Origin of the sequence: Acinetobacter baylyi DSM 14961 = CIP 107474 (genome assembly GCF_000368685.1) — a bacterium.
GTDB classification, from domain to species: domain Bacteria; phylum Pseudomonadota; class Gammaproteobacteria; order Pseudomonadales; family Moraxellaceae; genus Acinetobacter; species Acinetobacter baylyi.
Genome location: NZ_KB849627.1, coordinates 486218 through 511189, shown reverse-complemented (window position 1 = coordinate 511189; position 24972 = coordinate 486218). Strand labels below are relative to the sequence as shown.

The 24972-nt window shown below is 38.1% G+C and carries 17 protein-coding genes and 2 pseudogenes; 17 read left to right on the top strand and 2 right to left on the bottom strand.

Going from position 1 to position 24972, the window contains the following annotated elements:
- Positions 1–571 precede the first annotated feature (571 nt).
- From F952_RS09410 to F952_RS09350, 15 genes and pseudogenes are all read left to right on the top strand, one after another.
- Positions 572–1780 (top strand): efflux RND transporter periplasmic adaptor subunit, encoded by a 1209-nt coding sequence (locus tag F952_RS09410; protein WP_004926254.1) that lies wholly within the window; start codon positions 572–574, stop codon positions 1778–1780.
- 5 nt (positions 1781–1785) lie between these two features.
- Entirely contained in the window at positions 1786–4881 is a 3096-nt protein-coding gene (locus tag F952_RS09405) for a multidrug efflux RND transporter permease subunit (RefSeq protein WP_004926252.1), read from the top strand.
- Positions 4878–7985: an efflux RND transporter permease subunit gene (locus F952_RS09400; RefSeq protein WP_004926248.1), complete on the top strand. Its 3108-nt coding sequence runs from the start codon at positions 4878–4880 to the stop codon at positions 7983–7985. The genes F952_RS09405 and F952_RS09400 overlap by 4 nt, the downstream gene beginning before the upstream one ends.
- A gap of 12 nt (positions 7986–7997) precedes the next feature.
- Complete coding sequence (locus tag F952_RS09395) at positions 7998–9467, top strand: efflux transporter outer membrane subunit (protein WP_004926245.1); 1470 nt, start codon at positions 7998–8000, stop codon at positions 9465–9467.
- A gap of 39 nt (positions 9468–9506) precedes the next feature.
- Entirely contained in the window at positions 9507–10022 is a 516-nt protein-coding gene (locus tag F952_RS09390) for an RNA polymerase sigma factor (RefSeq protein ID WP_004926242.1), read from the top strand.
- A 25-nt stretch (positions 10023–10047) separates the two neighbouring features.
- Entirely contained in the window at positions 10048–11022 is a 975-nt protein-coding gene (locus F952_RS09385; RefSeq protein WP_004926240.1) for a FecR family protein, read from the top strand.
- Between the two features lie 83 nt (positions 11023–11105).
- Entirely contained in the window at positions 11106–13532 is a 2427-nt protein-coding gene (locus F952_RS09380; protein ID WP_004926237.1) for a TonB-dependent siderophore receptor, read from the top strand.
- A 592-nt stretch (positions 13533–14124) separates the two neighbouring features.
- Positions 14125–14994, top strand: coding sequence for a glyoxalase III HchA (hchA, locus tag F952_RS09375; protein WP_004926234.1), 870 nt, complete (start codon positions 14125–14127; stop codon positions 14992–14994).
- A 275-nt stretch (positions 14995–15269) separates the two neighbouring features.
- Complete coding sequence (locus F952_RS09370; RefSeq protein WP_004926231.1) at positions 15270–16010, top strand: PA1136 family autoinducer-binding transcriptional regulator; 741 nt, start codon at positions 15270–15272, stop codon at positions 16008–16010.
- Positions 16011–16283: 273 nt separating this feature from the next.
- On the top strand, positions 16284–16589 hold the full coding sequence (locus F952_RS09365; protein ID WP_370458622.1) for a hypothetical protein: 306 nt from the start codon (positions 16284–16286) through the stop codon (positions 16587–16589).
- Positions 16590–16663: 74 nt separating this feature from the next.
- Positions 16664–16967 (top strand): annotated as a pseudogene (locus F952_RS16720) (aromatic amino acid lyase); the annotation flags it as partial.
- A 165-nt stretch (positions 16968–17132) separates the two neighbouring features.
- On the top strand, positions 17133–18515 hold the full coding sequence (locus F952_RS09360) for an amino acid permease (RefSeq protein WP_004926222.1): 1383 nt from the start codon (positions 17133–17135) through the stop codon (positions 18513–18515).
- A gap of 145 nt (positions 18516–18660) precedes the next feature.
- A pseudogene (locus F952_RS17000) lies at positions 18661–18780 on the top strand (formimidoylglutamase); the annotation flags it as partial.
- 150 nt (positions 18781–18930) lie between these two features.
- The gene (locus F952_RS09355; RefSeq protein WP_004926219.1) at positions 18931–20190 is read left to right on the top strand and encodes a putative DNA modification/repair radical SAM protein; all 1260 of its coding nucleotides are present in this window, start codon (positions 18931–18933) and stop codon (positions 20188–20190) included.
- 2 nt (positions 20191–20192) lie between these two features.
- Positions 20193–20972 (top strand): TIGR03915 family putative DNA repair protein, encoded by a 780-nt coding sequence (locus F952_RS09350; RefSeq protein ID WP_004926215.1) that lies wholly within the window; start codon positions 20193–20195, stop codon positions 20970–20972.
- Positions 20973–20976: 4 nt separating this feature from the next.
- On the opposite strand, the gene F952_RS09345 is transcribed toward F952_RS09350, so the two are convergent.
- Together F952_RS09345 and F952_RS09340 are read right to left on the bottom strand one after the other, a co-directional pair.
- Positions 20977–21561 (bottom strand): 2-hydroxychromene-2-carboxylate isomerase, encoded by a 585-nt coding sequence (locus F952_RS09345; protein ID WP_004926213.1) that lies wholly within the window; start codon positions 21559–21561, stop codon positions 20977–20979.
- Positions 21562–21611: 50 nt separating this feature from the next.
- Positions 21612–22313, bottom strand: a complete 702-nt coding sequence (locus F952_RS09340) for a VIT1/CCC1 transporter family protein (protein ID WP_004926208.1) — start codon at positions 22311–22313, stop codon at positions 21612–21614.
- 271 nt (positions 22314–22584) lie between these two features.
- Between F952_RS09340 and F952_RS09335 the strand changes: the two genes are divergently transcribed.
- Both F952_RS09335 and wecB read left to right on the top strand, forming a co-directional pair.
- Positions 22585–23832, top strand: a complete 1248-nt coding sequence (locus F952_RS09335) for a tetratricopeptide repeat protein (RefSeq protein ID WP_004926204.1) — start codon at positions 22585–22587, stop codon at positions 23830–23832.
- A gap of 2 nt (positions 23833–23834) precedes the next feature.
- Positions 23835–24968, top strand: a complete 1134-nt coding sequence (wecB, locus tag F952_RS09330; RefSeq protein ID WP_004926202.1) for a non-hydrolyzing UDP-N-acetylglucosamine 2-epimerase — start codon at positions 23835–23837, stop codon at positions 24966–24968.
- Positions 24969–24972: the final 4 nt, after the last annotated feature.

Below are 24972 nucleotides of genomic sequence, written 5' to 3'. Positions count from 1 at the left end.
CTACTGTTAGACGGACACCGCTTCCGCCAAATATCTAAAAAAGCCCTTGTTTTTACAAGGGCTTTTTTTTTGTCTGTGCTTTTATCCCTCAACATACCCCATATAAAATTTTGGCTTGAGAATGATTTAATATATTTGCATCACCTAAGACAATAGCGATTACAAGCTTAAAATCACAAATTAAACTCAGGTATCTACTGTTGGTATTTGCTATGTTCTTTTAAATGCTCTGATTCCAATTATTTTGTAATTTAAACAGAGGTGATGACAAATGATCTGATTTTGCTTTTTGAGCACAATAATTTTTACAATTACATAAGTATCCTGACATCTTTTTTATGCTCTATCTTAGTCAAAAAAATCCAAGATTAGATTAAAAATTCCACTATAATGATAACGAGAATCGTTTATAAAAATAATATACAATTCTTTACATGAAGATTGATCCTTTTTTGCTGATTGAAACGTCTTAGTTAATACAAATGCAATTTTCGTCCAATTAAACATGCTTTTAAGGGGAAGCAGGATGAGGATGATTTGGCCTATATTGATAGCGATTTAAGTGAATGTAATGATAGAACAACCGTTAAATATTGAAAAAAAATCTCGAACTCTCCCAAAAAATACAAAATCGTTTGTGCTATGGGCAATTGTCATTATGGTGATTGCATTCGCAATTTACTGGTGGAAATTGAGCCAAGTTCCGACACAGGAATACAGCCAGTGGAGCAAGCCTGTACCTGTCAGGGTGATATCTGTACAACGAAATGATTTACAGTTTGAAATTAAAGCGATTGGGACAGTGCTTCCCACGCATTTGGTAAAAGTGCAAAGTCAGGTAGCAGGTGTTTTACAAAAGATTTATTTTAAAGAAGGTCAATACGTCAGCAAAGGTCAACTTCTGGTGCAAATTGACCCAGCGCCATTTCAGGTGGCTTTAGCTCAAGCACAAGGGACACAGCAACAAAATCTTGCACAATTGCGTAATGCTGAGAGTGAACTGGCGCGCTATCAATTGTTGTTTAAACAGGACTCTATTGCCAGACAACAGGTTGAACAGCAACAAGCGCTAGTCAATCAGCTCAAAGGTCAAGTTCAGGCCAATCAAGCGCAGGTTGATGCAGCGAAATTACAACTTTCCTATACCAAGATTTATGCGCCAATTGAAGGTCGAGTTGGTTTTAAACAAAAAGATACAGGCAATTTAATACAAGCCAATGAAGACGCAGGGTTGGTCAGCATTACACAGGTACATCCGATCTATGTCCAATTTGCAATCGCTGAAAACTATTTGGATATGTTACGCGCAAGTCTGCAAAAGGGAGAACAAGTCAAAGTCAGTGCTTGGGATCGTGCAGAGAAAAAACAACTTGCGACTGGATATGTGGAGGCATTTGATAATCAGATCGATACCAATACAGGCACTTTAAAAATAAAAGCCACGTTTAAAAATCGTGATGATGCGTTATTTCCAAATCAGTTTGTCAATGTTCGTTTAAACGCTAAAACCATTCAAAATGCAATCAACATTCCGACCGATGCGATTCAAAACGGCGCGAAAGGTACCTATGTGTATATCATTAATAAAGACAATAAGGCTGAAATTCGAATGCTTAAACTGGGTATGAGTTCGAATGGCCAGACCGAGATTTTAGAGGGATTACAAGGTAATGAACGTGTCGTTTTAGAGGGAATTGATCGTCTTTCGGAGGGTAAAGAAGCTCAAGTGGTACAGGACGCCACCGTTTCATTGGCATCCACACAAACAGCACGTGGATAAGTTCAATGAATATGTCGAGATTTTTTATTTTACGACCCGTTGCAACCACATTATTGATGCTGGCACTTTTGTTTAGTGGCTTGATGATTTGGCGGTTCCTTCCTGTTTCTGCTTTACCACAAGTCGATTATCCGATTATTCAGATCTATACCTTTCAACCTGGTGCAAATCCAGATACGGTTCAGCGAACCATTACTGCGCCGCTTGAGCGTGAAATGGGCAAAATTGCTGGACTTAAACAGATGTCTTCCAATAGCGCTGTCGGTGCATCAGTCATCACCTTACAGTTTGAACTCAGTGCCGAGTTAGGAGTGGTTGAGCAAGAAGTACAATCTGCGCTGAGTACCGCAAGCAGTAAATTGCCCAATGATTTGCCCACATCGCCTGTCTATCGAAAAGTAAATCCTGCGGATGTGCCTGTAATTACCTTGGCGGTAAGTTCAGAAACTTTGCCACTCACGACCGTTTACGACATGGTTGATACTCGTATTGCACAGAAGTTATCGCAGTTATCGGGTGTGGGAATGGTGAGTTTGGTGGGTGGGCAACGTCCTGCGATACGTGTGCAAATGAATCCAACTGCCTTGGCGGCCTATAAAATAAGTGCTGAAGATGTTCGTTCAGTGATTAATTCTGCTAATGCCAATCAGCCGAAAGGTAGTTTTGATGGGCCATATCGCACCACCATGCTGGATGCCAATGATCAGATGGGTTCTATTGCAGAATATGAAAATTTGATTTTACGCTGGAATAATGGCGCACCGATTCGCCTTAAAGACGTCTCACAGGTGAAACAAGGAAGTGAAGACCGCTATATGGCAGCGTGGGCAGATCGTGAGTCTGCTATTTTAATTAATGTACAACGTCAACCTAATGCCAATGTAATTCAGGTTGTTGACCAGATCAAAAATATTTTGCCTGAACTGCAAAAAAATCTGCCTGAAAATGTCAAGATTCGGGTTCTGACAGATCGTACCGAAAGTATTCGTAGTTCGATTGGTGATGTACAAAAGGAATTGGTTTTTGCCGTGTGTTTGGTGGTAATGGTAACTTTTCTGTTTTTACGGAATTTGTCAGCGACCATTATTCCAAGTATTGCAGTGCCCTTATCGATTATTGGTACATTTGTACTGATGTATTTTCTAGGTTTTTCTATCAACAATCTCACGTTGATGGCGCTGACCATTGCCACGGGTTTTGTGGTTGATGATGCGATTGTCATGCTAGAAAATATTACACGGCACCGTGAAGCAGGAGCAAGCCTGCTAGATGCTGCACTCAAAGGATCAAAAGAAATTGGTTTTACTCTAATTTCATTAACGATTTCCTTAATTGCAGTTTTGATTCCATTACTGTTTATGGGCGATGTGGTCGGACGTTTATTCCATGAATTTGCCGTGACCTTAGCGGCAGCCATTGCACTTTCTCTAGTGGTGTCTTTAACCCTTACGCCAATGATGTGCGCTTACTTACTTAAAAATAAAAAACATAATCAAAAGCATAGCCGCTGGAGTCTAGATAAAATTATTGATCGTTACGCAAAGGCATTACAGTGGGTGTTTAAACATCAGCCGTTAATGCTCGGGATCATGCTCAGCACTATAGTTTTAGCCGGCGTTTTGTACTGGATGATTCCCAAAGGATTCTTTCCTGTACAGGATAGTGGTGTGATTCAGGTCGTCACTGAAGCGCCCGATGATATTTCTTTTCAGACAATGAGCGAACGTCAGCAAAACGTAGCTGCACAAATTTTAAAAGATCCATCGGTTGCCAGTTTGTCATCTTTTACTGGTATAGACGCCAATAATCCTAAACTCAGCAATGGCCGTATTTTAATTAATTTAAAACCTCATGCAGAGCGTGATTCGGCACAGCAGGTGATCAATCGTTTACGAGATCAGCTCAAAGATGTACCAGGGATTCACGCTTGGATGCAGCCTGTTCAGGAATTGAGTATTGAAGACAAAATCAGTCGTACTCAATATCAAGTCAGTTTGAGCGCAGCGAAAGCTGAGGATTTAAAACAATGGACACCTATTGTTGGGGACGCTTTAAAGCACCAACCCGAATTTTCAGATGTGACCAGTGAAGATGGTGGACAAGCATTGCAGGCCTATATCGATGTGAATCGAGATGCCGCAGCGCGTTTAGGACTTTCTATTGAGGATATCAGTTTGGCATTGCAGAATTTATTTGCGCAACGCCAAATCGCAACTTTATATACGCAGTCTAATCAGTATCGAATTGTACTGGAACTTGATCCTGATCAAGTGCAAGGACTGGATGCCTTAAATCAAACATATATTCACAATGCCAATGGTGAAGCGATACAACTCGGTACGGTAGCAAGTATTGAGCAAAAAAGAGTGGCAAGTGTCTTGCAACAACAAGCGCAACTTCCTGCTGATAGCTTGTCATTTAATTTGGCACAAGGTATTTCACTTGGTGAAGCAATCCAGGCGATTGATCGAGTCAAACAGCAGCTCAAACTACCTGCTGAAATCAATCTGAGTTTACAAGGTGCAGCAGCAGCATTTGAAAATTCACAACAGCACACCTTTTGGCTGGTTATTGCTGCAATTGTGACCATGTATATCGTATTGGGTATTTTGTATGAAAGTTTCATTCATCCCATTACCATTCTTTCTACTTTACCTTCCGCCGCGATTGGTGCGTTATTGGCGCTGTTTATGCTCAATCAGCCACTCGATATGATTGCACTGATCGGGATTATTTTGCTAATTGGTCTGGTGAAAAAGAACGGCATTATGATGGTCGATTTTGCACTGGCAGCACAACGCAATGAGGGATTATCTCCTCAGCAAGCGATTTATCAAGCTGCCTTAATGCGCTTTCGCCCCATTTTGATGACCACACTGGCGGCTTTGGTTGGGGCAATTCCGTTAATGCTGGCTTCTGGTTCGGGTGCTGAATTACGTCAGCCCCTTGGTATTGTGATGGTCGGTGGGCTGATTCTGAGTCAAATTCTCACGTTGTTTACTACGCCTGTGGTTTATCTCTTTTTTGATCGCTTACAAGGAATCACGCATCAGCACAACAAAACAATTCCACCGATGGATGAGTCTGAGGCAATCACGTGAATATCTTTGCTCTATTTGTACATCGTCCAGTTGCTAATATTTTACTGGGAATTGCCATGACTTTGCTTGGGATATTGGCCTTTTTTCGCTTACCCGTAGCGGCCTTACCACAGGTGGATATTCCAACGATTGTGGTACGGGCAAATTTACCAGGAGCAAGTCCTGAAAGTATGTCGGCTACAGTGGCCACGCCATTGGAACGTGCGATGATGGGCGTATCTGGGATCAAAGCGATTAATTCATCTAGTAGTCAAAATTCAACACAGGTCATTTTACATTTTGATCTGGATACAGATATTAATGAAGCGGCGCGTGAAGTACAGGCTGCTATCAATGTGGCGATGTCTCAATTGCCATCAGGGATGCCAAGCCCACCTGAATATTTTAAGGTCAATCCCAGTCAAAGTCCGATCTTTTATCTGGCACTAAGCTCCAGGTATTTATCTGCTGGCAAATTGTATGAGTTGGCAAGCAATCAATTAAAGCCCAATCTTGCTCAAACTAGCGGTGTAGGAGAAGTCGAAATTGATGGTGCTTCAATGCCTGCTGTGCGGATTATCCTTAATCCAAATGCGTTAATCTCACAAGGGATTTCGTTGGAACAAGTACGAGATGCAGTTAAAAAAAGTAATGTAGTTCAGTCCTTGGGTGTAATTGAACATCAAAACAATCGCTGGCAAGTCGCACTTTCAACACATATAAAAGATGCAGCAGATTTTTCAAATTTAATTGTGCATCAAACAGCGCAAGGGATTGTTCGGCTTAAAGATGTGGCTGAGGTAGAAGATTCAGTTGAGAATCGTTATGTCGCTGGTTTTCATAATGGCGAACCTGCGGTAATGATTAAAATCAGTCGACAGCCTAATGCCAATACCATTGCAACGATTGAAAAAATTAAAGCAAAATTGCCTGAATTAAATTCGATGATTCCTGCCGATGCCAAATTGACTACGGTCATGGACGGTTCAGAGGTGATTCATACGGGTTTACAGGAAGCGCGTGAGACCTTACTTTTTTCAATTTTTTTGGTGGTCGTTGTGGTTGTGCTGATGTTAGGGCGACTACGAAGTGCGATTGTACCAAGCATCGCGATGTTGGTGACTTTGGTGGGTGCAATCAGTCTAATCTATCTGGCAGGATTTTCATTCAACAATTTATCCATCATGGCAGTGATTGTTGCGATTGGATTGGTGGTGGATGATGCTATTGTCGTACTTGAAAATATTGAACGGCACATCGAACAGGGTGAACATCCATTTAGTGCAGCGATACAAGGCGTTCGAGAAGTTGGTTTTACTCTGGTTGCCATGAATCTGGCACTCATAATAATTTTTATTTCCGTACTATTTATGGGGGGCGTAATTGAGCGACTGTTCCGTGAATTTTCATTGACACTGGTGTTTATTGTTGTTGTTTCTGTTTTTGTGTCTTTGATCTTGACACCAAGTTTATCAGCACGGTGTTTACAATCTATCAATGTGCAGAATAGGCAACCATTATACGATTATAGCCAACGTATGATGCATGGTTTAACCCGTCATTATATCCATTCATTACAATGGATTATACGGCATACCTATCTAGTGATACTGCTTTGGCTAGGGGCTATCATAGGTTCAGTTTATGTGTATCAGAGTTTACCTAAACGGATTTTGCCTGAACAGGATACAGGACGAATTGAATCTTTTATTCGTGGTGATGATGGCTTTTCTTTTCAAATTATGCAGCCCAAAATTGCAACATTTAGCCAAAGTTTGCTCAAAGATCCAGCAATTAAAGATGTGATTGGAACATCGGGTGGTGCAGGTGGCACAACCAATTCCTTTTTTATGGTGAGTTTGAAACCTAAAGCAGAACGAGAAGGTAAAACGACGCGTGAAATTGCTGAAAGGATTCGTCAAAATGCGCCATGGATCGCAGGTGCTATTTTTTCAGCACGAGTACAGCAAGACTTGGAACTGGATGATCCATTTTCTGGAAATAGTGGGCAGGATTATTTACTTTTATTACAATCAGATGATGTGGCTTTACTTAGAAAATGGGCACCCAAAGTCGCAGAGGCTATACAAAAACTACCTGAGCTTGAAGAAGTTGAAACTTTAGGTGATGAGGGCGCACAGCATGTCACGCTTGACATTAACCGAGAAGCAGCACGGCGTTTGGGCGTTGATGTCGAAAGTATTTCCAGTGTACTGAATAATTCATTTTCACAGCGACAAATTTCAACGATCTATGATCAAACCAATCAGTTTCACGTGGTGATGGAAATTGATAAACGCTTTACTGAAAACCCCGAAGCACTTGCGGATATCAAAGTTCCAAATCAAAACGGTGAATATGTGCCACTGACCAACTTTGCCACGTGGTCCTATGGAATCACTAATGATCGGGTACATCGACGCAATCAGTATGCTGCAATGGGCATTGGCTATGTCCTCAAACAAGGTTATACAGCAGAACAAGCAGAGTATGCGATCCGTAGTGTTCTGCCACAAGTGATGCTTCCGAATCAGATTTTTGTGGCTACGGATAAAGATGTAGAAGCTGAAAGTTTACAAGCAGGTTTAAGTACACCGATGTTGTTGGTGACGGTCATTGCACTGATTTATATCGTATTAGGTATAACTTATGAAAGCATGGTTCACCCCTTAACTATATTATCGACAATTCCTGCGATTGCTTTGGGTGGATTACTCACGCTTTGGTTATTTAATTTCGAATTTACTCTCATTGCATTGCTTGGCATGTTTTTATTGATCGGGATTGTGGTGAAAAATGCCATTTTACTGATTGATTTTACCTTACAGCAACGCCGTTTGGGAAAAACAGCCCTTGAGTCGGTTGTATCTGCGGCGACATTACGTTTTCGGCCTATTTTAATGACTAATACTGCGGCTTTATTAGGGGCCATCCCTTTGGCACTCAGTACAACCGAAGGATCCGAATTACGACAACCGTTGGGACTTGTGATTGTTGGCGGTTTGGCATTAGGTCAACTTTTAACACTTTATACCACACCTGTGATGTATCTCGTTTTAGAAAAATTGGCTCAAATATTTAAAAAATTCAAGATGAGCAATGCCATCGGTTATAGAAATAGATAGGAAAATATAAAAGTGATTAGTTTGGATTTATCAAAATATCTGGCAGTTTGGGGCTGTGTTGTACTATTTACTGGATGTAATTCAAATATGCTGATGTATCCCCCCATTTATCAACAACCTATAATCAAAGCAGATCCACAATATAAATATGCTTCTTCATTCAAATGGGTGCAAACACAGAGTTTGATCAGTCAAAGCTCCCAGTGGTGGGAACTTTATCAAGATGACAAGCTTAATTTTTTGATTCAACAACTTAATGCAGAAAACCTAACCTTAAAACAGGCCGAAGCACGTTATCGTCATGCCAGTGCGCTATTCAATGTACAACGTACAGCACGTTTGCCTACACTCGGCGTAGAAGCAGCGGCAAATCGTAATGGTCGTAAAAATAATGAATCAAATCATCAATCCAGTGCTCAATTTAGTACGGGATTACAAGCCAGTTGGATACCTGATTTATGGGGTAGGGTTACTAAAGCAATACAAGGACAACAAGCCAGTGTAGATGCTTCGCAGGCAGATTTAGCCGCGATTAAACTTAACCAACAACTTATGGCCGCACAAAGTTATTGGAATATTCGACTACTGGATTTACAACTTAATGTGCTAAAACAAACTAAGCAAAGTTATGTGCGTTCGCTACAGATTTTAAAAAATCAATATCAGGCGGGGATGATTGCTCGTGCAGATGTTATTCAAGCCGAAACTCAACTCAAACAAGTTGAAATCCAGCATATCGAACAACAACGTGAGCGAAATTTGCAAGAGAATATTCTTGCTGTATTACTTGGTCAAACAGTGACTCAGTTTCAATTAAGTAAACAAACAGCTCAATTTCATCTGCCTGAAATTCCTGTTCAGCTTCCAAGTCATTTATTAATTCAACGACCTGATGTAATTCGTGCTGAACGAGAACTTGCAGCAACTCATGCACAACTTGGTCTGGCACAAACGGCATGGCTACCTGATGTCAGTATTGGCGTAAATGGAAGTTTAAACAACAATATATTTTTAGAGCTTTTTCAGTCACCCAACTATTTATGGTCAATCGGTTTAGGCACCGTAGCGACGGTATTTGATGGTGGAAAACGTAAGGCTGAAATAAATCAGGCGCAAGCGAACTATGAAGAAAAATTGGCGACATATAAACAAGCCATACTCACTGGTTGGAAAGAGGTGGAGGATGGCTTAATGCAATCGACGAGTTTGAAGCAACAAGCTACTGAACAGGCTCAATTGTTAAATCTGGCCAATGAAAATGAACGTGTAGTGACGCAACGCTATAACGCTGGACTAATCAGTTATTTAGAAGTAGTAACTGCTCAGAACTTACGTTTACAGGCAGAACAAGATCGATTGAAGTTACAACAACGTCAGATGATCAATTCAATGCAATTAATAGCAGCCTTAGGCACAGGATGGAATCAAGATGAATATTGGGAAAATAATTTAAATAAAATTGATAATAGTTCTCATTACTGATAAATTAACCGCATTTATGATGGCGTGGCGTTAATTCTCATGACGGCAAATCAACAAATTATCACACACTACATAGCAGAGTTATATAAAGCTCACTATGGTTGGTTATATGGCTGGCTGTATAAAAAATTGGGTTCGGCTGAAAATGCAGAAGATGTATTGCAAGATACATTTACTAAATTGATTCGTAGTCAGGGATTACTTGATATTCAGCAACCCAAGGCTTATTTGACTACAACGGCAAAACGGATTTTGATTGATCGGGCGCGCCATCAAAAGATCGAACAATCGTATCTGGAATATTTGGCTCAGCAAAATTTAACTTATGATATCAGCCCAGAGCAAACTGTATTGGCGATAGATATACTTAATCAATTGGCTTGGGTATTGGATGGTTTAGCTGAACGACAACAGCTTGCATTTCTGATGCATTATATCGATGGTTTGAGTTTAGTGGATATCGCAACACGCTTAAAAGTCACCAGCAGAACGATCCACTACGATTTAGTTAAAACATTAAGTCATTGTTATTGTGTGCTAAAATCAGACTCATAAATTTATCATTATAATAGCCAATTTCATGCCAAATCCTGATCAAAAAATTATTATAGAGGAAGCAGCTAAATGGCTGGTAATATTAAGTTCAGGTGATTATTCTCAGAATGATTTAGATCGACTGGAACAATGGAAACAGCAAAGTCATGAGCATTTAAAAACTTTTGAAGAATTACAACAATTTCTAGGTCAAATGGATGTCCTGAAGTCCCAGAATCTACAATCGCAACATCCACTTGTTCAAAACAATATTTTAAGAAAAACAAAAACTAAAGCAAGAACAGCACCAGTATTATGGAGTGGTAGTTTAATCATCGCAGTGATTGCTATATGGGCTGTTTCACAATTACCTTATCAACGATGGAATGCTGATCATTCAATTGAAGCACAGCAATGGCAGCAAAATATTTTATCAGATCAGAGCTCAGTCCAAATGGCAGGACAAACCGCCTATAATCTGCGGTACAGTTCGAATCAGAGAAAAATAGATTTAGTTGAAGGTAATATTTTGGTCGATGTTACAAAAGATCATGCACGTCCTTTTGTGATTGATTTAGGTGATATTCAAGTACAAGCATTGGGAACAAAATTTATTGTCAATTATAATCATGATCAAATTAGGGTCAGCATGATTGAATCAAAAACCAGAATTTATTCTGTACATCATCGTTTTGAACCGATTGTACTTCAAGCAGGTCAAAGCTTTAACTTCAATGGCCATGATGTGCAAGTAGAAAAGATTAATCCAGATATTTTACAAAAAGCATGGCAAAGAAAAAAACTGGTGGTCAATGACATGTCACTCGATCAGGTACTGGATCTGCTTGAGAGTTATCAATCCAGTAAATTTATTTACAATCGAAAATCCCTAACCAAATATCGTGTTAATGCTGTATTGCCACTCGATGATCCTGATTCGGCGATACAATTATTGAAGGATCAACTTGATCTCAATGTCTATACTGTTGGTCAATTATTGACTGTCATTCAAAAAAATTAAAAATAGATAGAAAAAAATTTCCTGTTTTCATTTTTAAAGCGTCTTAGTTAATAGGCAAATATAAATGATGTAAGGAAATTATCATGGGGTCTTTTCGTCATCCATTCTTTAATCCAAAACCTTTGGTTTTAGCGATTCATATGGCAACTTTCTCAATTGCAACATTACCACTGGTCGCTCATGCAGCTGCTACGCAAGTTAATATTCCAGCAGGTCATCTAGCGCAGGTGCTCAATCGTTATGCCTTGGAACAGGGCGTTAACTTTATCTTTGATAGCACATTATTTTTAGACATTAAAAGTCAGGGTATACAAGGTGCTTATGAAATAGATGATGGCTTTGCGGAATTATTAAAAAACACCAATTATCAAATTAAGCAAACATCCAATGGTTATCGCTTAGAAGAAAAGCCAGTAAATAGTAAAAAAGAACAAATCGTTAAACTTACGCCGCTGCAATCAAAAGCAAACCAAAGTGGATATTCAGGTTTAGGAACATCTTCGGGTTCTATTCTACCTACCATTACTTTAGAAGCTGAAAATCATGATACTCCATTGAAGCGTATAAATACGGTCGGAGTATTAGGCAATAAAAGCGTGATTGATACGCCATATTCAATTACCACAAAAACTGCCGAAGAAATTGAAACCAGACAAACCAATTCATTAGGCAAAATTTTTGTTGGCGATCCGAGTATTGTCACAGAAGTTAATTCTTATAGTAGTGGATGGAGTACACCAGTTTCGATTCGTGGTTTGAAGCTTGATGAAACCAATGGCTACAAGGTTAACGGTTATTCAGTCAGCGCGTGGGGCGGTGAATTTCCTGTAGAACTTGCCCAAAATGTAATGGCTTTAAAAGGTTTATCTGGCTTAATGTATGGTTTTGCTACACCTGGTGGGGTGATTAATTATCAAACCAAACAACCTACTGAAGAAAACCTTCTAAGTACAAAAATAGGTTATCGCAGTGCAGGTATTTTATCTGCTCAACTGGATACAGGCGGGCGTATTGGTGAAGATAAACAATTTGGCTATCGTTTTAATATCGTTAAGGAAAAAGGGGAAACCTATAATGGTTCTGATGCTGATAATTTAGCAACAGCATTAGCACTAGATTATCGCATTTTGCCAAATTTGGTCTGGAAAGGTGAAATTATTTATCAGGATCGCCATTTAGATAATGAAGCATCGATGTTTTCATGGTGGGGATTTCAAGGTAATAAACTTCCAAAACCGATTGATGGTAGTGATAAACATATCGTAAAAGGTGCCTTTTATACAATCCATACAGCACTTGCTCAAACAGGACTATATTGGGAAGTTAATGATAACTGGAAAGCTGAAATCACTCAGGCTCGTATTCGCAATCGTAATACAGTGAATAAAGCTTTTGCCTATATTTTAAATCAACAAGGCGATTATTCAATAAACATGTATCAGCTCGGTGGAGAAAGCATTCGAGATATTAGCCAATTCATGGTAACTGGTTTATTTGATACAGGTTTTGTGAATCATGAATTAATTCTCGGTAGTTCTTTTGAGAAAAAACAAGCCCATGATGCCAATTCTAATTGGGATGCTAATACTGATGTAGGAAATATTTATCAATCACAAACTACTTATTATAATAACTCAATGAGTTTTACTTCAGCTTTTTCAAGCAATATCTATCAAAAGCAAGTTTTTCTGAGTGACACTTTGAGTTTTAATGATCATTGGCAGGCAATTATCGCTGGGCGTTATATCAACTATAATAATCAGGCGAATATCTATCAAAAAGAAGTTGTTACACCAACTTATGCTTTAATTTATAAACCAATTGAAGATTGGTCGTTATATGCAAGTTATTCAGAAGCATTGGAAGAAGGTCAAAAAGTCACGAGTAGTACTGGTAAGGAATATGCTAATGCTGAGCAATATTTAGACCCAACCATTAGTAAGCAATATGAGATTGGAACCAAATATCAACAAGATCGTTGGCATGTGTCTGCTGCTTTATATCGGTTAGAACGTATGGCTATTATTGATGAAATGATCAATGGTCAACTCAATCTTACCCAAAATGGTGAAACGATATATCAAGGCTTCGAGTTGATGGGGGGGTATAAATTTACCCCAGATTTAACTATAAATGCAGGGATCAACTTAAATGATCCAAGTATTGAAAAAGTCAGTGAGGTAAATGCATCTATTAAGGGGAATCGTCCAGCTGGAGCTTCCAAGATCCAAGCCGTAGTTCAGGCAGATTGGAACATACCATATATAGACGGTTTAAGTGTACATGGCGATGTACGTCATTATGGTGATACTTGGTATGATGATGAAAATACCATTAAATTTGATGATTACACCTTGGTTAATATTGGTGGTGGCTACCAGACCCGTATTTCAAAGAAACCAGTAACTTTTAGAGCTGATATTAATAATTTACTTAATAAAAAATACTGGATGAACTCAGGGGCAGGTGAACCGGTTACCTTTGTTTTAAGTGCGAAAGTGGATTGGTAGAGAGTATATTATTATCACTCTACAAAATTAATATTTAAGTTTAATATGATTTAGTTAGGTTGAATATGGAAATTAAAACTTCTGCTGAGATTCTAATAAATTTTATCAAATGTTGCAGAAGTTTTAATTTTAAAAAATAAATAATATAAAAATACCAAGCCATTAAAATGGTTTTTATAAGTGGTATGATGATGATTTTAGGTAAAAATAATTATATTGTCCATCACGATAATAAAATAACCAAACTTATAGTATTTTGATTAATATTAATAAATTAAATAGGCTTTAAATATGGGTTTATAACGTCATTAAACAATGACCTAAATAAATAAGAAGATGTCCTATAGAAATTACGGAATCGAATTGAGGTTATTTTATCATTCATTATAAAGAATTGAAATAAGGTACAAAATTAATTGTAAAGGAGCGAGTAAAAGCCTCTATAGCTTCACTTATCTGATTTTTATAAGTCTTGATGGTTGTTATAGGTTTGTACAAGTAAGGGATTTCCCTTATATAAATGCTTTGGTGAAGCTGACTATACTGTGGCTACCTATCAATTCCTTGATAAATGTTATTATGGAGCATAACCATGAGTGAATTAAGTAAAACACCTACTCCAGACCAAGCTGAAGATAATGCTTTTTTCCCATCACCTTATTCATTAAGCCAATATACTTCTTCTAAAACGGACTATGACGGAAGCACATACGACAAACCCTATCAAGGCGATAAAAAAATTCTGATGATTGCAACGGATGAACGTTACATTCTGATGCAAAATGAAAAATTTTTCTCTACAGGAAACCATCCAGTCGAAATGTTACTTCCAATGTTTCATCTAGACAATGCTGGTTTTAAATTTGATGTTGCAACTTTATCTGGTAACCCTGTCAAACTCGAAATGTGGGCTATGCCAAGTGAAGAAAAAGTTGTATTAGATACTTATAACAAATATCTTGAACAGTTGAAGCAACCGTTAAAACTTGCAGATATTCTTAAAGAAGCCATTGGTGAAAACTCTCCATATGCGGGTGTGTTTATTCCTGGTGGGCATGGCGTATTAGCAAAAATCCCTGAGAGTTCAGAAGTAAAACAAGTTCTGAAATGGGCAATGGATCATAATAAATATGTAATTACATTGTGTCATGGGCCTGCTTCTCTACTTGCAGCGGCTGTTGATGAATCATCAGAAAACTACATCTTCAAGGGTTATGAAATTTGTGTATTCCCAGATTCATTAGATAAGGGTGCAAATATTGATATTGGTTATATGCCTGGTAAATTGCAGTGGTTAGTTGGTGAAAATCTGGAGAAATTAGGTGTCAAAGTTTTAAATAAAGGCATTACGGGTCAAGTTCATAAAGATCGAAAATTGTTGACTGGTGATAGTCCTTTGGCATCAAATAATTTAGGTAAATTGGCTGCAGAAACATTATTGGCAGATCCTGAATTTGCATAATCCATGATATCTTTAGAAAAATAGTCTCAGAACGAGGCTATTTTTTATTAAAAATTGATTTTTAAAAATTTTCATCAATTATATAGGTGGCATTATGTATCATAAAAAATGTCTGCAAATTTTTATTGATTAATAAAATATTTGAAATTTAATCCGAACATAAATTATGGTGGAGACAATTATCTGATTCAAAGCGACTTTCATCGACATTAATGTTCATAAAATAGACGAATTTCCTATCTTAATTCAGTAAAAATAAAGGGATGATAGAGGTTATGAAAACTTTTGAAGATCAGCCTGCTGAATTGCTTTTTCAGACGCTTAGACAAATTAGACAAGCATCTAAAATCGAGGATATTTTTGATGTGGTCGTTGAATTTGCTCAGAATATTGATTTTGATCGTCTGATTATTTGTAGTATTGCGCCGCATGGCAAAGAAGAATTGATTGACGAAGTATTTTTTGTTTATGGAAATTGGACAGATCGTACTAATATTGAAGAACGTAATAAATATTTGCGTAATTGTCCAATTACACGCCATATTTTTGATTATGACGAACCCTTTTTTTGGACGAAAACCTTTAACAAAAACAATTCAAAAGAGACTTATCGAGTAATTAAAAATATTTCTGAACGAGGTGAGGAGAGTGGTGTACAAGTACCAATTTTTGGACGGACGGGTTTAGAAGGTGCTATCTCATTTGCAGGGAAACTATCAGACCTTGGCGCAGATTTTAGATTTATACTTCAATCTGTATGCGTTACCGCTTTTCGTGAAATTCAGAGCAAAAGGAGTTTAAATCTTCTACGTGAGAATTCTGTATTAACTCAACGTGAAAAAGAAATTTTAAAGTGGACGGCAGTGGGGCGCAAACAATCCGAGATTGCTGAAATTTTAAAGATATCTGAACGAACAGTTGAAAATCATCTACGTAGTATAAGAAAAAAGTTAGAAGTTAAATCTACTGGGCAAGCAATAGCTTCTGCTTTATTAAAGGGCGAGATAGATTTATAATTAAGTGAGAATTATTTTAAGAAAAATACAAAAAAATTAAGTACTTCTAATTTTTTAAAATATGCTTTTTAATGAATAGAAGATTTGATGATAGAAATTATATTCTTATTTTTAGTTATACAGTATCTCAATTTAATGAGGCTCGAAACTTCCGATGAGACACGATATGAATTGAGTTGCTTAAATTAAAAGAAAAAATCAAGGATGATAAAACGCTTTAATAAAATATCTAGAATAAAAGCACGACGTAAGTATTAGTAATCATAAAAGGTATTGGACTTAGCATTTAATGAAATGGTACGTAATAGAGAATTATCAGATCCAATCTTGATTGGTCGTGATCATTTGGATTTCGGATTGGTGACAAGTCTGAACCGTGAAATCGAATCTATGCAAGCTGATGCAGATACAGCATCGAATTTGACATTATTCAATACCTTATTAAGTGTTACAGGCGGTGCGGCTTGTATTTCTGTGCATCATGGTGGTGGAGTTGGAATGAAGTTCTCTCAATGTTTTGAAGTAGTCACAATTTGTGATGGTACAGAGGAAGCAGTATCACACAGATGTGGATTATGAGATTGAAATAGAATGTGCATAAGAGCAAGATTTGAACTTGCCAATGATCACACAAAAAATATATTTGAATACTTAGTGAAATTTGTTCTTCGCCTGAAGATTACAGCAAAGTTCAATATCCTTATTCTTTACACTGTCAACCAAGTCATGGACGCGTGTTTGACATAAATTAGACAAGCTGCCGAAGTTTTGAAGATAGAAGCCAATACATTATCGGATAACCTATTGGTTTTTGCTACAGAAGATGATGTAATCTCCGGCGGAAATTTTCATGCTGAACCTGTTGCCATTGTTGAGGATAATCTGGCATTGGCGATTGCAGAAATTGATTCATTATCAGAACGTCGTATTTCCATGATGATGGATCGTCCCATGTCATAGCTTTCACCATTTTTAGTGGCCAATGGCAGTCGAATGGCTAGGTGCATGTTATGGCCTTAATTTCCTTAAAGCTATTACCGAGTTTATCTGAAGTGTGATCTATAAAATGGTCACATACAGTGGTCGAATCTAACTAAATTTCCTCAAAGATTGGAGATTAAAATGTCACAACACTCCACTTTACAGCGGGGATTAAATACCCGTCATATCCGTTTTTTGGCATTAGGTTCAGCTATTGGAACAGGACTGTTTTATGGCTCGGCAACGGCAATAAAAATGGCGGGGCCTTCGGTATTATTAGCCTATATGGTAGCTGGGATTGCGATTTATATCGTGATGCGTGCACTCGGTGAAATGGCTGTTCATAATCCTGTATCTGGTTCGTTTAGTCATTATGCTTCCCAATACATCGGTCTTCTTGCGGGCTTCACAACAGGATGGACTTACGTCTTTGAAATGATCATTGTGGCACTTGCAGACGTGACGGCATTTGGTATCTATATGGGGTTTTGGTATCCCGATGTACCGCGCTGGATCTGGATATTATCACTCATCATGTTTTTGGGCGCGATCAATCTGATTCATGTCAAAGTCTTTGGTGAATTAGAGTTTTGGTTATCGATGGTCAAAGTGACTGCAATTGTTGCCATGATTCTGGGTGGCTTAGGTCTGATGTTCTATGGTTTTCATACAGATCATGCCTCCTTTACGCCAGGTATTCAAAATTTGTGGATCCATGATGGCTTCATGCCAAACGGCATTGCAGGATTAGTTGCATGTTTGTCTGTAGTTGTGTTTGCATTTGGTGGCATTGAAATTATTGGAATCACTGCGGGTGAGTCACAAGATCCAAAGACAACATTACCGAAGGCAATCAATGCGGTACCTGTACGTATCTTACTATTTTATGTATTAACCATTTTTGTCCTTATGTCGATTTTTCCATGGAACCAGATTGGAAGTCAGGGTAGTCCGTTTGTACAAATTTTCGAAAATCTGGGCATTGGTTCTGCTGCAACGGTATTAAATATTGTGGTCATTACCGCTGCAATTTCGGCAATTAACAGTGACGTATTTGGTGCAGGTCGTATGCTGTATGGCATGTCGAATCGTGGTCAGGCACCACAAATTTTTCAGAAACTTTCTAAAAATGGCGTGCCATGGATGACCATTGTAGTCATGGCTGGTGTGTTACTGGTTGGGGTCGTGCTTAATTACCTGATTCCAGAAAACGTATTCATCATCATTGCATCTATCGCGACATTTGCAACCGTTTGGGTCTGGTTAATGATCTTGGTTTCTCAAGTTGCCATGCGTCGAAAGTTGTCAAAAGCAGAAATTAAGGCGCTTGATTTTCCTGTGGTTGGTTGGCCCTATGCACCTGCGTTTGCCATTGTATTTATGTTGTTTATTTTAGCGATGATGGGGTATTTCCCAGATTCAAGACCTGCCATATATGTAGGCGCTATCTGGTTAATCCTACTCTGGATTGCTTACATGGTTTGGGTAAAGCCAAATACAATTAAGACAGACATGGAGCTTTAATATAATACTAAAATAGAAAGCTGATTTTATCCAATTTAAAACTGCTCAAGCCTAAACAAGCCTTGAGCAGATCAAGGATATAATAATGAAAATTTTATGGAAAAACTGTCATATTATGACCCTGTAAGTTGGGCTGTAATCAATGATTAAACATTCTTGGAAAATTCAAGTCTTTGATTTGGCCAAATACAATCCACGTTTTGATATCGATCATCGCACTGCAAAACTGGCTGCTTATATTATTTACCAGTACATCAATTACTAATATTGAATTTAAATTTTGAATAAAAACTAGACGCTATTGATTACATTTAATACGACATCTTATGTCGTCAAGTAACCGCTTAAAAACGCAACTTCGGTTGCGTTTTTTTTATAATGAACGCTTAAGTAAGGGCAGATCAGGTAAATACCTATGACAGATCGTATTCGTGAAAAATTGCAAATTCTTGCGGATGCAGCCAAATATGATGTTTCATGTTCATCGAGTGGCAGTGATCGTAAAAACAAGAATAAGGGGCTGGGTAATACAGGATCAGGAATTTGTCATAGCTATACCGAAGATGGTCGCTGTGTATCATTGCTCAAAATCCTGTTTAGTAATGTCTGCATATATGACTGTGCTTATTGTGTTTCCAGACGCTCCAATGATGTAAAGCGTGCTGCTTTTACAGTTCAGGAAGTCGTAGATTTGACTATAAATTTTTATCGTCGGAATTACATTGAGGGACTATTTTTAAGTTCTGGAATTTTTAAATCGGCAGATTACACCATGGAGCGTATGCTACAGGTGGTAAAGAAGCTACGTTTAGAAGAAAATTTTAATGGGTATATTCATTTAAAAACTATTCCTGGCGCATCGCCAGAACTCATTACAGAAGCGGGTCTTTATGCAGACCGAATGAGCATTAATCTGGAGATGCCAACAGAAGCAGGTTTAAAGCGTTTTGCGCCTGAAAAAAACCACGCCGAAGTTCAAAAAGATTTAGGTATTGTTCGAGATCGACTTATTCAGTTTAAAGATGAACGTAAGCTGATTCGATCTGTGCCCAAATTTGTTCCTGCAGGTCAAACGACGCAAATGGTGGTGGGTGCAGCGAGTGAAAGCGACTATGATGTGATGATGATGGCCGATCAACATTATAAAGAGTTTAAGCTCAAACGTGTTTATTATTCAGGCTATATCCCTATTAATCATGAAGATCATGCCTTACCTGCAGTTGGTTCTGCACCGCCGTTATTGCGTGAAAACCGTTTATATCAATCTGATTGGCTGATGCGTTTTTACGGCTTTGCTGCGGACGAGATTGTAAACCCGCAACATCCCAATCTTGATCTGGATGTCGATCCTAAATTGGGATGGGCATTACGTCATCCAGAACAGTTTCCCGTAGATATTAATCGCGCTGACTATCGTATGATTCTACGTGTGCCAGGCATTGGTGTGAGATCTGCAAAGAAAATTATGCATGCCCGTCGTTTCGGTGCATTAAGAATTGATCAGTTGAAACGGATGGGAGTGGCTTATAGCCGTGCGCAACATTTTATTTATTGTATAGACACACCACAATTTCAAAAAGAGATACAGCCAGCTCAGATTCGTCATCAAATTTTACAATCTGGACAATCCAAATATACCAAGCAGCTTTCACCTCAATTGGGTTTTGGTTTTTAAACATGGTGATTTATCAATTTGATGGCAGCCTGACTGGATTATTGAGTTGTATCTTTCGCGCTTTTCAATTTAAAGAGTTTGAGGTCGAGCTGGCATTAGTGCATCAGCTTCAAGATTCATTATTTGCGCAAAGCATCTGGGTGGCAAGCCATGAAGAACATGCCAAGCGCGTTTGGTCGGGTTTAAATCAGAAACTATCCAATGAAGCATTAAAACGGTTTTATTACTGTTTTTTATCTGAACAGCTTGGCGCATTTCAGCATCTTTTTAATTTTGCAATTTATGTATTTCAAAGCCCATTTTCAATTGAAAAAAATTATGGGCATGCAGATGTCTTAGGCGTATCACAGTGGACGAAACAGGTCGGGCGGGAAAAACATCGAATGGAGGCATTTGTTCGATTTAAAAAAACTACAGAAGGCTTATTTATTAGTCTGGTTCGTCCAGATTTTAATGTACTTCCATTGATTGAGCGACATTTTAAAGCACGTTATCAAGATCAACAATGGCTCATTTATGATGAAAAACGCCAGTATGGAATATACTATGATCTTAAAAAAATCCATCAAGTTCATTTAGATGCGACTACGGTCGATAAAAATGTTGAAAATGGATTTAGCCAAAACTTTGATCTTGAGTTGGATGATCAAGAAGCGCTATATGATCAACTCTGGAAGGATTATTTTAAAAGTGTAAATATTGAAGCGCGGCGCAATATCAAATTACATATTCAATATGTACCTAAGCGCTACTGGCGTTATATGAATGAAAAAATTATTTGAATATTTATCGTTGCGACCAGTCTATGGCATCCTGTAAACGATCCTGTCCCCAAAATAATTCATTCTCGACAACGAATGAAGGCGCTCCAAAAATATGTAAACTTTCTGCGATCATGCCATTTTGTTTGAGGGTTTGCTTCGCGGTATCTGTGGTGGATGTCATGATAATATCATTACAGTCGAGCTGCATATTTTGTAAAATTTGGCTGATGGTTTCGGGCTGACCAATATCAAGATTCTGTACGAAATTAGCTTGATAAACACTACAGATAAAATCGAAGATCCACGGCGCTGAAGCATACTGGCAAGCGATACGTGCTGCCAGCAAACCATTTTGTGGAAAAAGCACGGGACGATGAAATTTCAGGTCTAATTTTTGACAAATACGCTCTAAATCGCGCCACATATATTGGCCTTTCACTGGGTAAGCATTAAAAGGTGAATCATTTAATCCTTGTTTTTGAAAAATACCCCCAAGCAGAAAGGGATGCAGACTAAAGCGATATTCATCTTTAAGCTGCCTAATTTGCATTGCAGCAGGATATGAATAGGTACTTGCAAAATCAAACCAGAACTGAATCATTTTCATTATTTAAATCCTTGTTTTAATTTTATAAATAGTCAAGAAAAACCGTTCATTTAAAGTGGCGTTACATTAAAAAAAGAACCGATCCAGCTTGAAAACAGCATAGCGATGATTCCCCAAACTGTGATACGCAAACTGCCTTTCCAGAGTGATGTCCCTGCAAAGTAACTTGATAAGGCCCCCATGCATGCTAAAGAAATAATCCCAACCGTTAAAACGACCGTGGAAACCGAAGATTCAGGGCTAAATAATATAGCCAACATTGGACATAGCGCACCTAAAGAAAATGAAAGTGCTGAAGATAGTGCTGCTTGTATAGGGCGGGCAGCAGTTTGTTCCAAAATTCCGATTTCATCGCGTGCATGTGCTTCAAGTGCGTCTTTTTCTGTCAGTTGAATCGCAACTTCTCTTGCAAGTTCTGGTGCAAGTCCACGACGAATATAGATAATAGTGAGTTCGTCCAGTTCAAGGTGAGGGTTTTTTTCAAGTTCTCTGGCTTCGAATTTGAGATCTGCATGTTCGATATCTTTTTGAGATTGTACTGATACATATTCACCCGCCGCCATCGATGTTGCACCAGAAATCAAGCCAGCCAGACAGGCGATAAACAGTGTGTGAGAACTCGCACCACTTGCAGCCATCCCCATAACCAAACTGGTAACTGAAATAATACCGTCATTGGCGCCTAAAACAGACGCCCGTAACCACCCAGTACGGTGAATATAGTGATCTTCAGCATGATGAGAGTAGGTCATATTTTTTCCTGTATTATTTTTTCTACAGCATTGATTAAAGCCTAGAATACTTAGAAAAACCTTATTTTTTTAAATTTGTAGATCTAATTTACTATTTATGTGATTGAATCCACATGATAGATGGCTTAACTCAAATAGCAATAATAATAAAAAAACATAATGTTAATTTATTTTAAGAGATGTAAAAAAATTGTTGTTATAGTGAATGATAACTAGAGTTTTTTTAAATTAAAACTAAACTGAAACCAAGAAAAATAGGAAATTAAAACTCATGACGAATAAAAATAATTTTAAGCGAAGTAACAGATACATTATATATATGAGCTTGATCGTACCTTTCTCTTTTTTATCGTGTAATTTAATACATGCAGCAGCTATTGAACAATCAGATTATCGGCCTGGTAATCCAATTTATGATAAATGGGATCAGTTTTATAAAATTGAAAAGACCAATCCTCAACAGGCTGAAAAGCTACTTTTAGATTTGTCTAAGCTTACTCCACAAGACCCAAAAGTGTGGAAAAGTCTGACCTATTTGCAAATTAGAATCAATAAACCAAAAGCCGCTTTAACCAGTGTAACTAAAGCTGTAGAACTAGAACCGACAAATGATGCGCTTAAGTTACAGCAAGCTTATTTATATAACCAGTTAAAACAAGATCATCAAGCACTCAAAATTTTCAAGCAACTAACCCTGTCTTCAGATGCAGATATCGCTACCAAATCCAAACAGGCGGTGGAAAATTTAAGTAGCGGTGGTGTAAAACCTGTTTTTGCTGATATTTATTTTGCACCTTCTTATGAGTCAAGGTTTGATGACGGAATATTTCCTCTCAAAATTCGTTATGGAAAAAATCTGGATCAGGGCCGTACACAAGTGTATGGTTTTTTAAGCCTAAATCGTGATACGCAATCTACAGGAATCAGTAATCAGAATACAGATACAAAAATATTTGACGAGAATGCTATTGTTGCTGGCCTGGGGGTCAATTATCAGCCTTGGGTTAACCTGCCAATACGGTTGTATGCGGAAGTTGGAGGAAGCTACGATCTGATTGACCGGCCTAAGAAAAATAACCCGACCGAAATCAGATCAAAATTTAGAGAAAGTGTTACTGCTGGTGTGACAGGTTATCAGGAATGGTATGCAAATCCTGATCTGCACAATAGAACGGTATTCAATGATTACTTTACAGATTTATACGGAAATGTTGCTACTTATTCACGCGAAGATTATGACGTTATTGGCGATTTTAGAGTGCGTAGTGGCTTCAATGTTTATCGAGGAGAAGCTGGAACAGTCCAAGCTTATATGAAGATCAGATCAATATTGGATACAGCAGGAGAAAACTATAATAATTTAGTAGAAGCTGGCCCTGGCATTGCATGGCAACCTTTTAATTACATGCCCATCAAATTCAGAGCAGAACGGTTATATGGTTTTTATTTTAAAGATTATAACGATAAGAATCGTTACAACAATACTCGTTTCGAAATGGTTTTTTATAAGGATTTCTAATAATGACAAAACAACTTATTTCTATTGTTTTTGGTACACGGCCAGAGCTGATAAAGCTCGCTCCTGTTATTTTAATGGCCCAGCAGGATTCTCGATTTGAGGTAGAAGTTTTATTTACAGGTCAGCACGATGAACTCGTTCGTGATGCCATAGAATTTTTTAACATCAAAATTGATCGGCGATTAAGTATGATGCATGCTGGGCAATCATTAAATCAGCTATTAATTCAGGGATTAACACAGATAGAACAAGTATTTAAGGATGGACGCACGCGACACGCAATTATTATACAAGGTGATACAACTACAGTTTTGGCAGCTGGTCTGGTTGCATTTTCGATGAAAATTCCTGTTGCTCATGTGGAGGCTGGGTTACGCTCTTATGATATGGATCAACCGTTTCCAGAAGAGGGAAACCGCCAGCTTGTTTCCAGAGTAGCTAAATGGCATTTTGCACCAACAGAAAAATCAAAAGATAATTTATTAAATGAACATATTGAAGCTGACGCAATTAGCGTAACAGGTAATACCATTGTAGACGCGGTCTATCTTGGACGTGAGTTAATCAAGAGCAAACAGGCTGGTCAGGATCTGCTTAAGCAATTGGGTATTCATCTTGATCCAACAGATAAAGTTATTTTAATTACGGCGCATCGTCGTGAAAATTTTGGCCAAGGAATTCAAAATATTTGTGATGCAGTCAGTGCGCTGATCGAACAATATCCTGAGTTACATTTTATCTGGCCAGTTCATCTTAACCCAGCCGTACATGATGTTATTCATAATCGTTTTGATGACCACAAGCGAGTTCATTTAGTGAAGCCTTTGGATTATCCAAACCTTTTGGCCGTTATTGAAAGATCATATTTTATTATGACTGATTCGGGCGGGATTCAAGAAGAAAGTCCATCATTTCATAAACCAGTTTTGATTTTAAGAGAGACTACAGAACGGCCTGAGGTCATTTCAGTGGGTGCAGGGGTGTTGGTTGGAACAGACACACCATTAATTGTTAAAGAAGCCCAACATTTACTCAATGATGTAAGTCATTATCATAAAATGTCGAATGTAGAAAATCCATTTGGAGATGGGCATGCATCTCAACGAATTTTAGATAAAATTGCCACATCATATTGAAAAA

What these genes read in the sequence shown, in the direction of transcription:
- F952_RS09345 (WP_004926213.1), bottom strand. Translation starts at nt 21,561, where the DNA reads ATGAAAATGATTCAGTTCTGGTTTGATTTTGCAAGTACCTATTCATAT.
- F952_RS09355 (WP_004926219.1), top strand. Translation starts at nt 18,931, where the DNA reads ATGACAGATCGTATTCGTGAAAAATTGCAAATTCTTGCGGATGCAGCC.
- F952_RS09380 (WP_004926237.1), top strand. Translation starts at nt 11,106, where the DNA reads ATGGGGTCTTTTCGTCATCCATTCTTTAATCCAAAACCTTTGGTTTTA.
- F952_RS09360 (WP_004926222.1), top strand. Translation starts at nt 17,133, where the DNA reads ATGTCACAACACTCCACTTTACAGCGGGGATTAAATACCCGTCATATC.
- wecB (WP_004926202.1), top strand. Translation starts at nt 23,835, where the DNA reads ATGACAAAACAACTTATTTCTATTGTTTTTGGTACACGGCCAGAGCTG.
- F952_RS09390 (WP_004926242.1), top strand. Translation starts at nt 9,507, where the DNA reads ATGACGGCAAATCAACAAATTATCACACACTACATAGCAGAGTTATAT.
- F952_RS09385 (WP_004926240.1), top strand. Translation starts at nt 10,048, where the DNA reads ATGCCAAATCCTGATCAAAAAATTATTATAGAGGAAGCAGCTAAATGG.
- F952_RS09405 (WP_004926252.1), top strand. Translation starts at nt 1,786, where the DNA reads ATGAATATGTCGAGATTTTTTATTTTACGACCCGTTGCAACCACATTA.
- F952_RS09335 (WP_004926204.1), top strand. Translation starts at nt 22,585, where the DNA reads ATGACGAATAAAAATAATTTTAAGCGAAGTAACAGATACATTATATAT.
- F952_RS09350 (WP_004926215.1), top strand. Translation starts at nt 20,193, where the DNA reads ATGGTGATTTATCAATTTGATGGCAGCCTGACTGGATTATTGAGTTGT.
- F952_RS09370 (WP_004926231.1), top strand. Translation starts at nt 15,270, where the DNA reads ATGAAAACTTTTGAAGATCAGCCTGCTGAATTGCTTTTTCAGACGCTT.
- hchA (WP_004926234.1), top strand. Translation starts at nt 14,125, where the DNA reads ATGAGTGAATTAAGTAAAACACCTACTCCAGACCAAGCTGAAGATAAT.
- F952_RS09340 (WP_004926208.1), bottom strand. Translation starts at nt 22,313, where the DNA reads ATGACCTACTCTCATCATGCTGAAGATCACTATATTCACCGTACTGGG.
- F952_RS09410 (WP_004926254.1), top strand. Translation starts at nt 572, where the DNA reads ATGATAGAACAACCGTTAAATATTGAAAAAAAATCTCGAACTCTCCCA.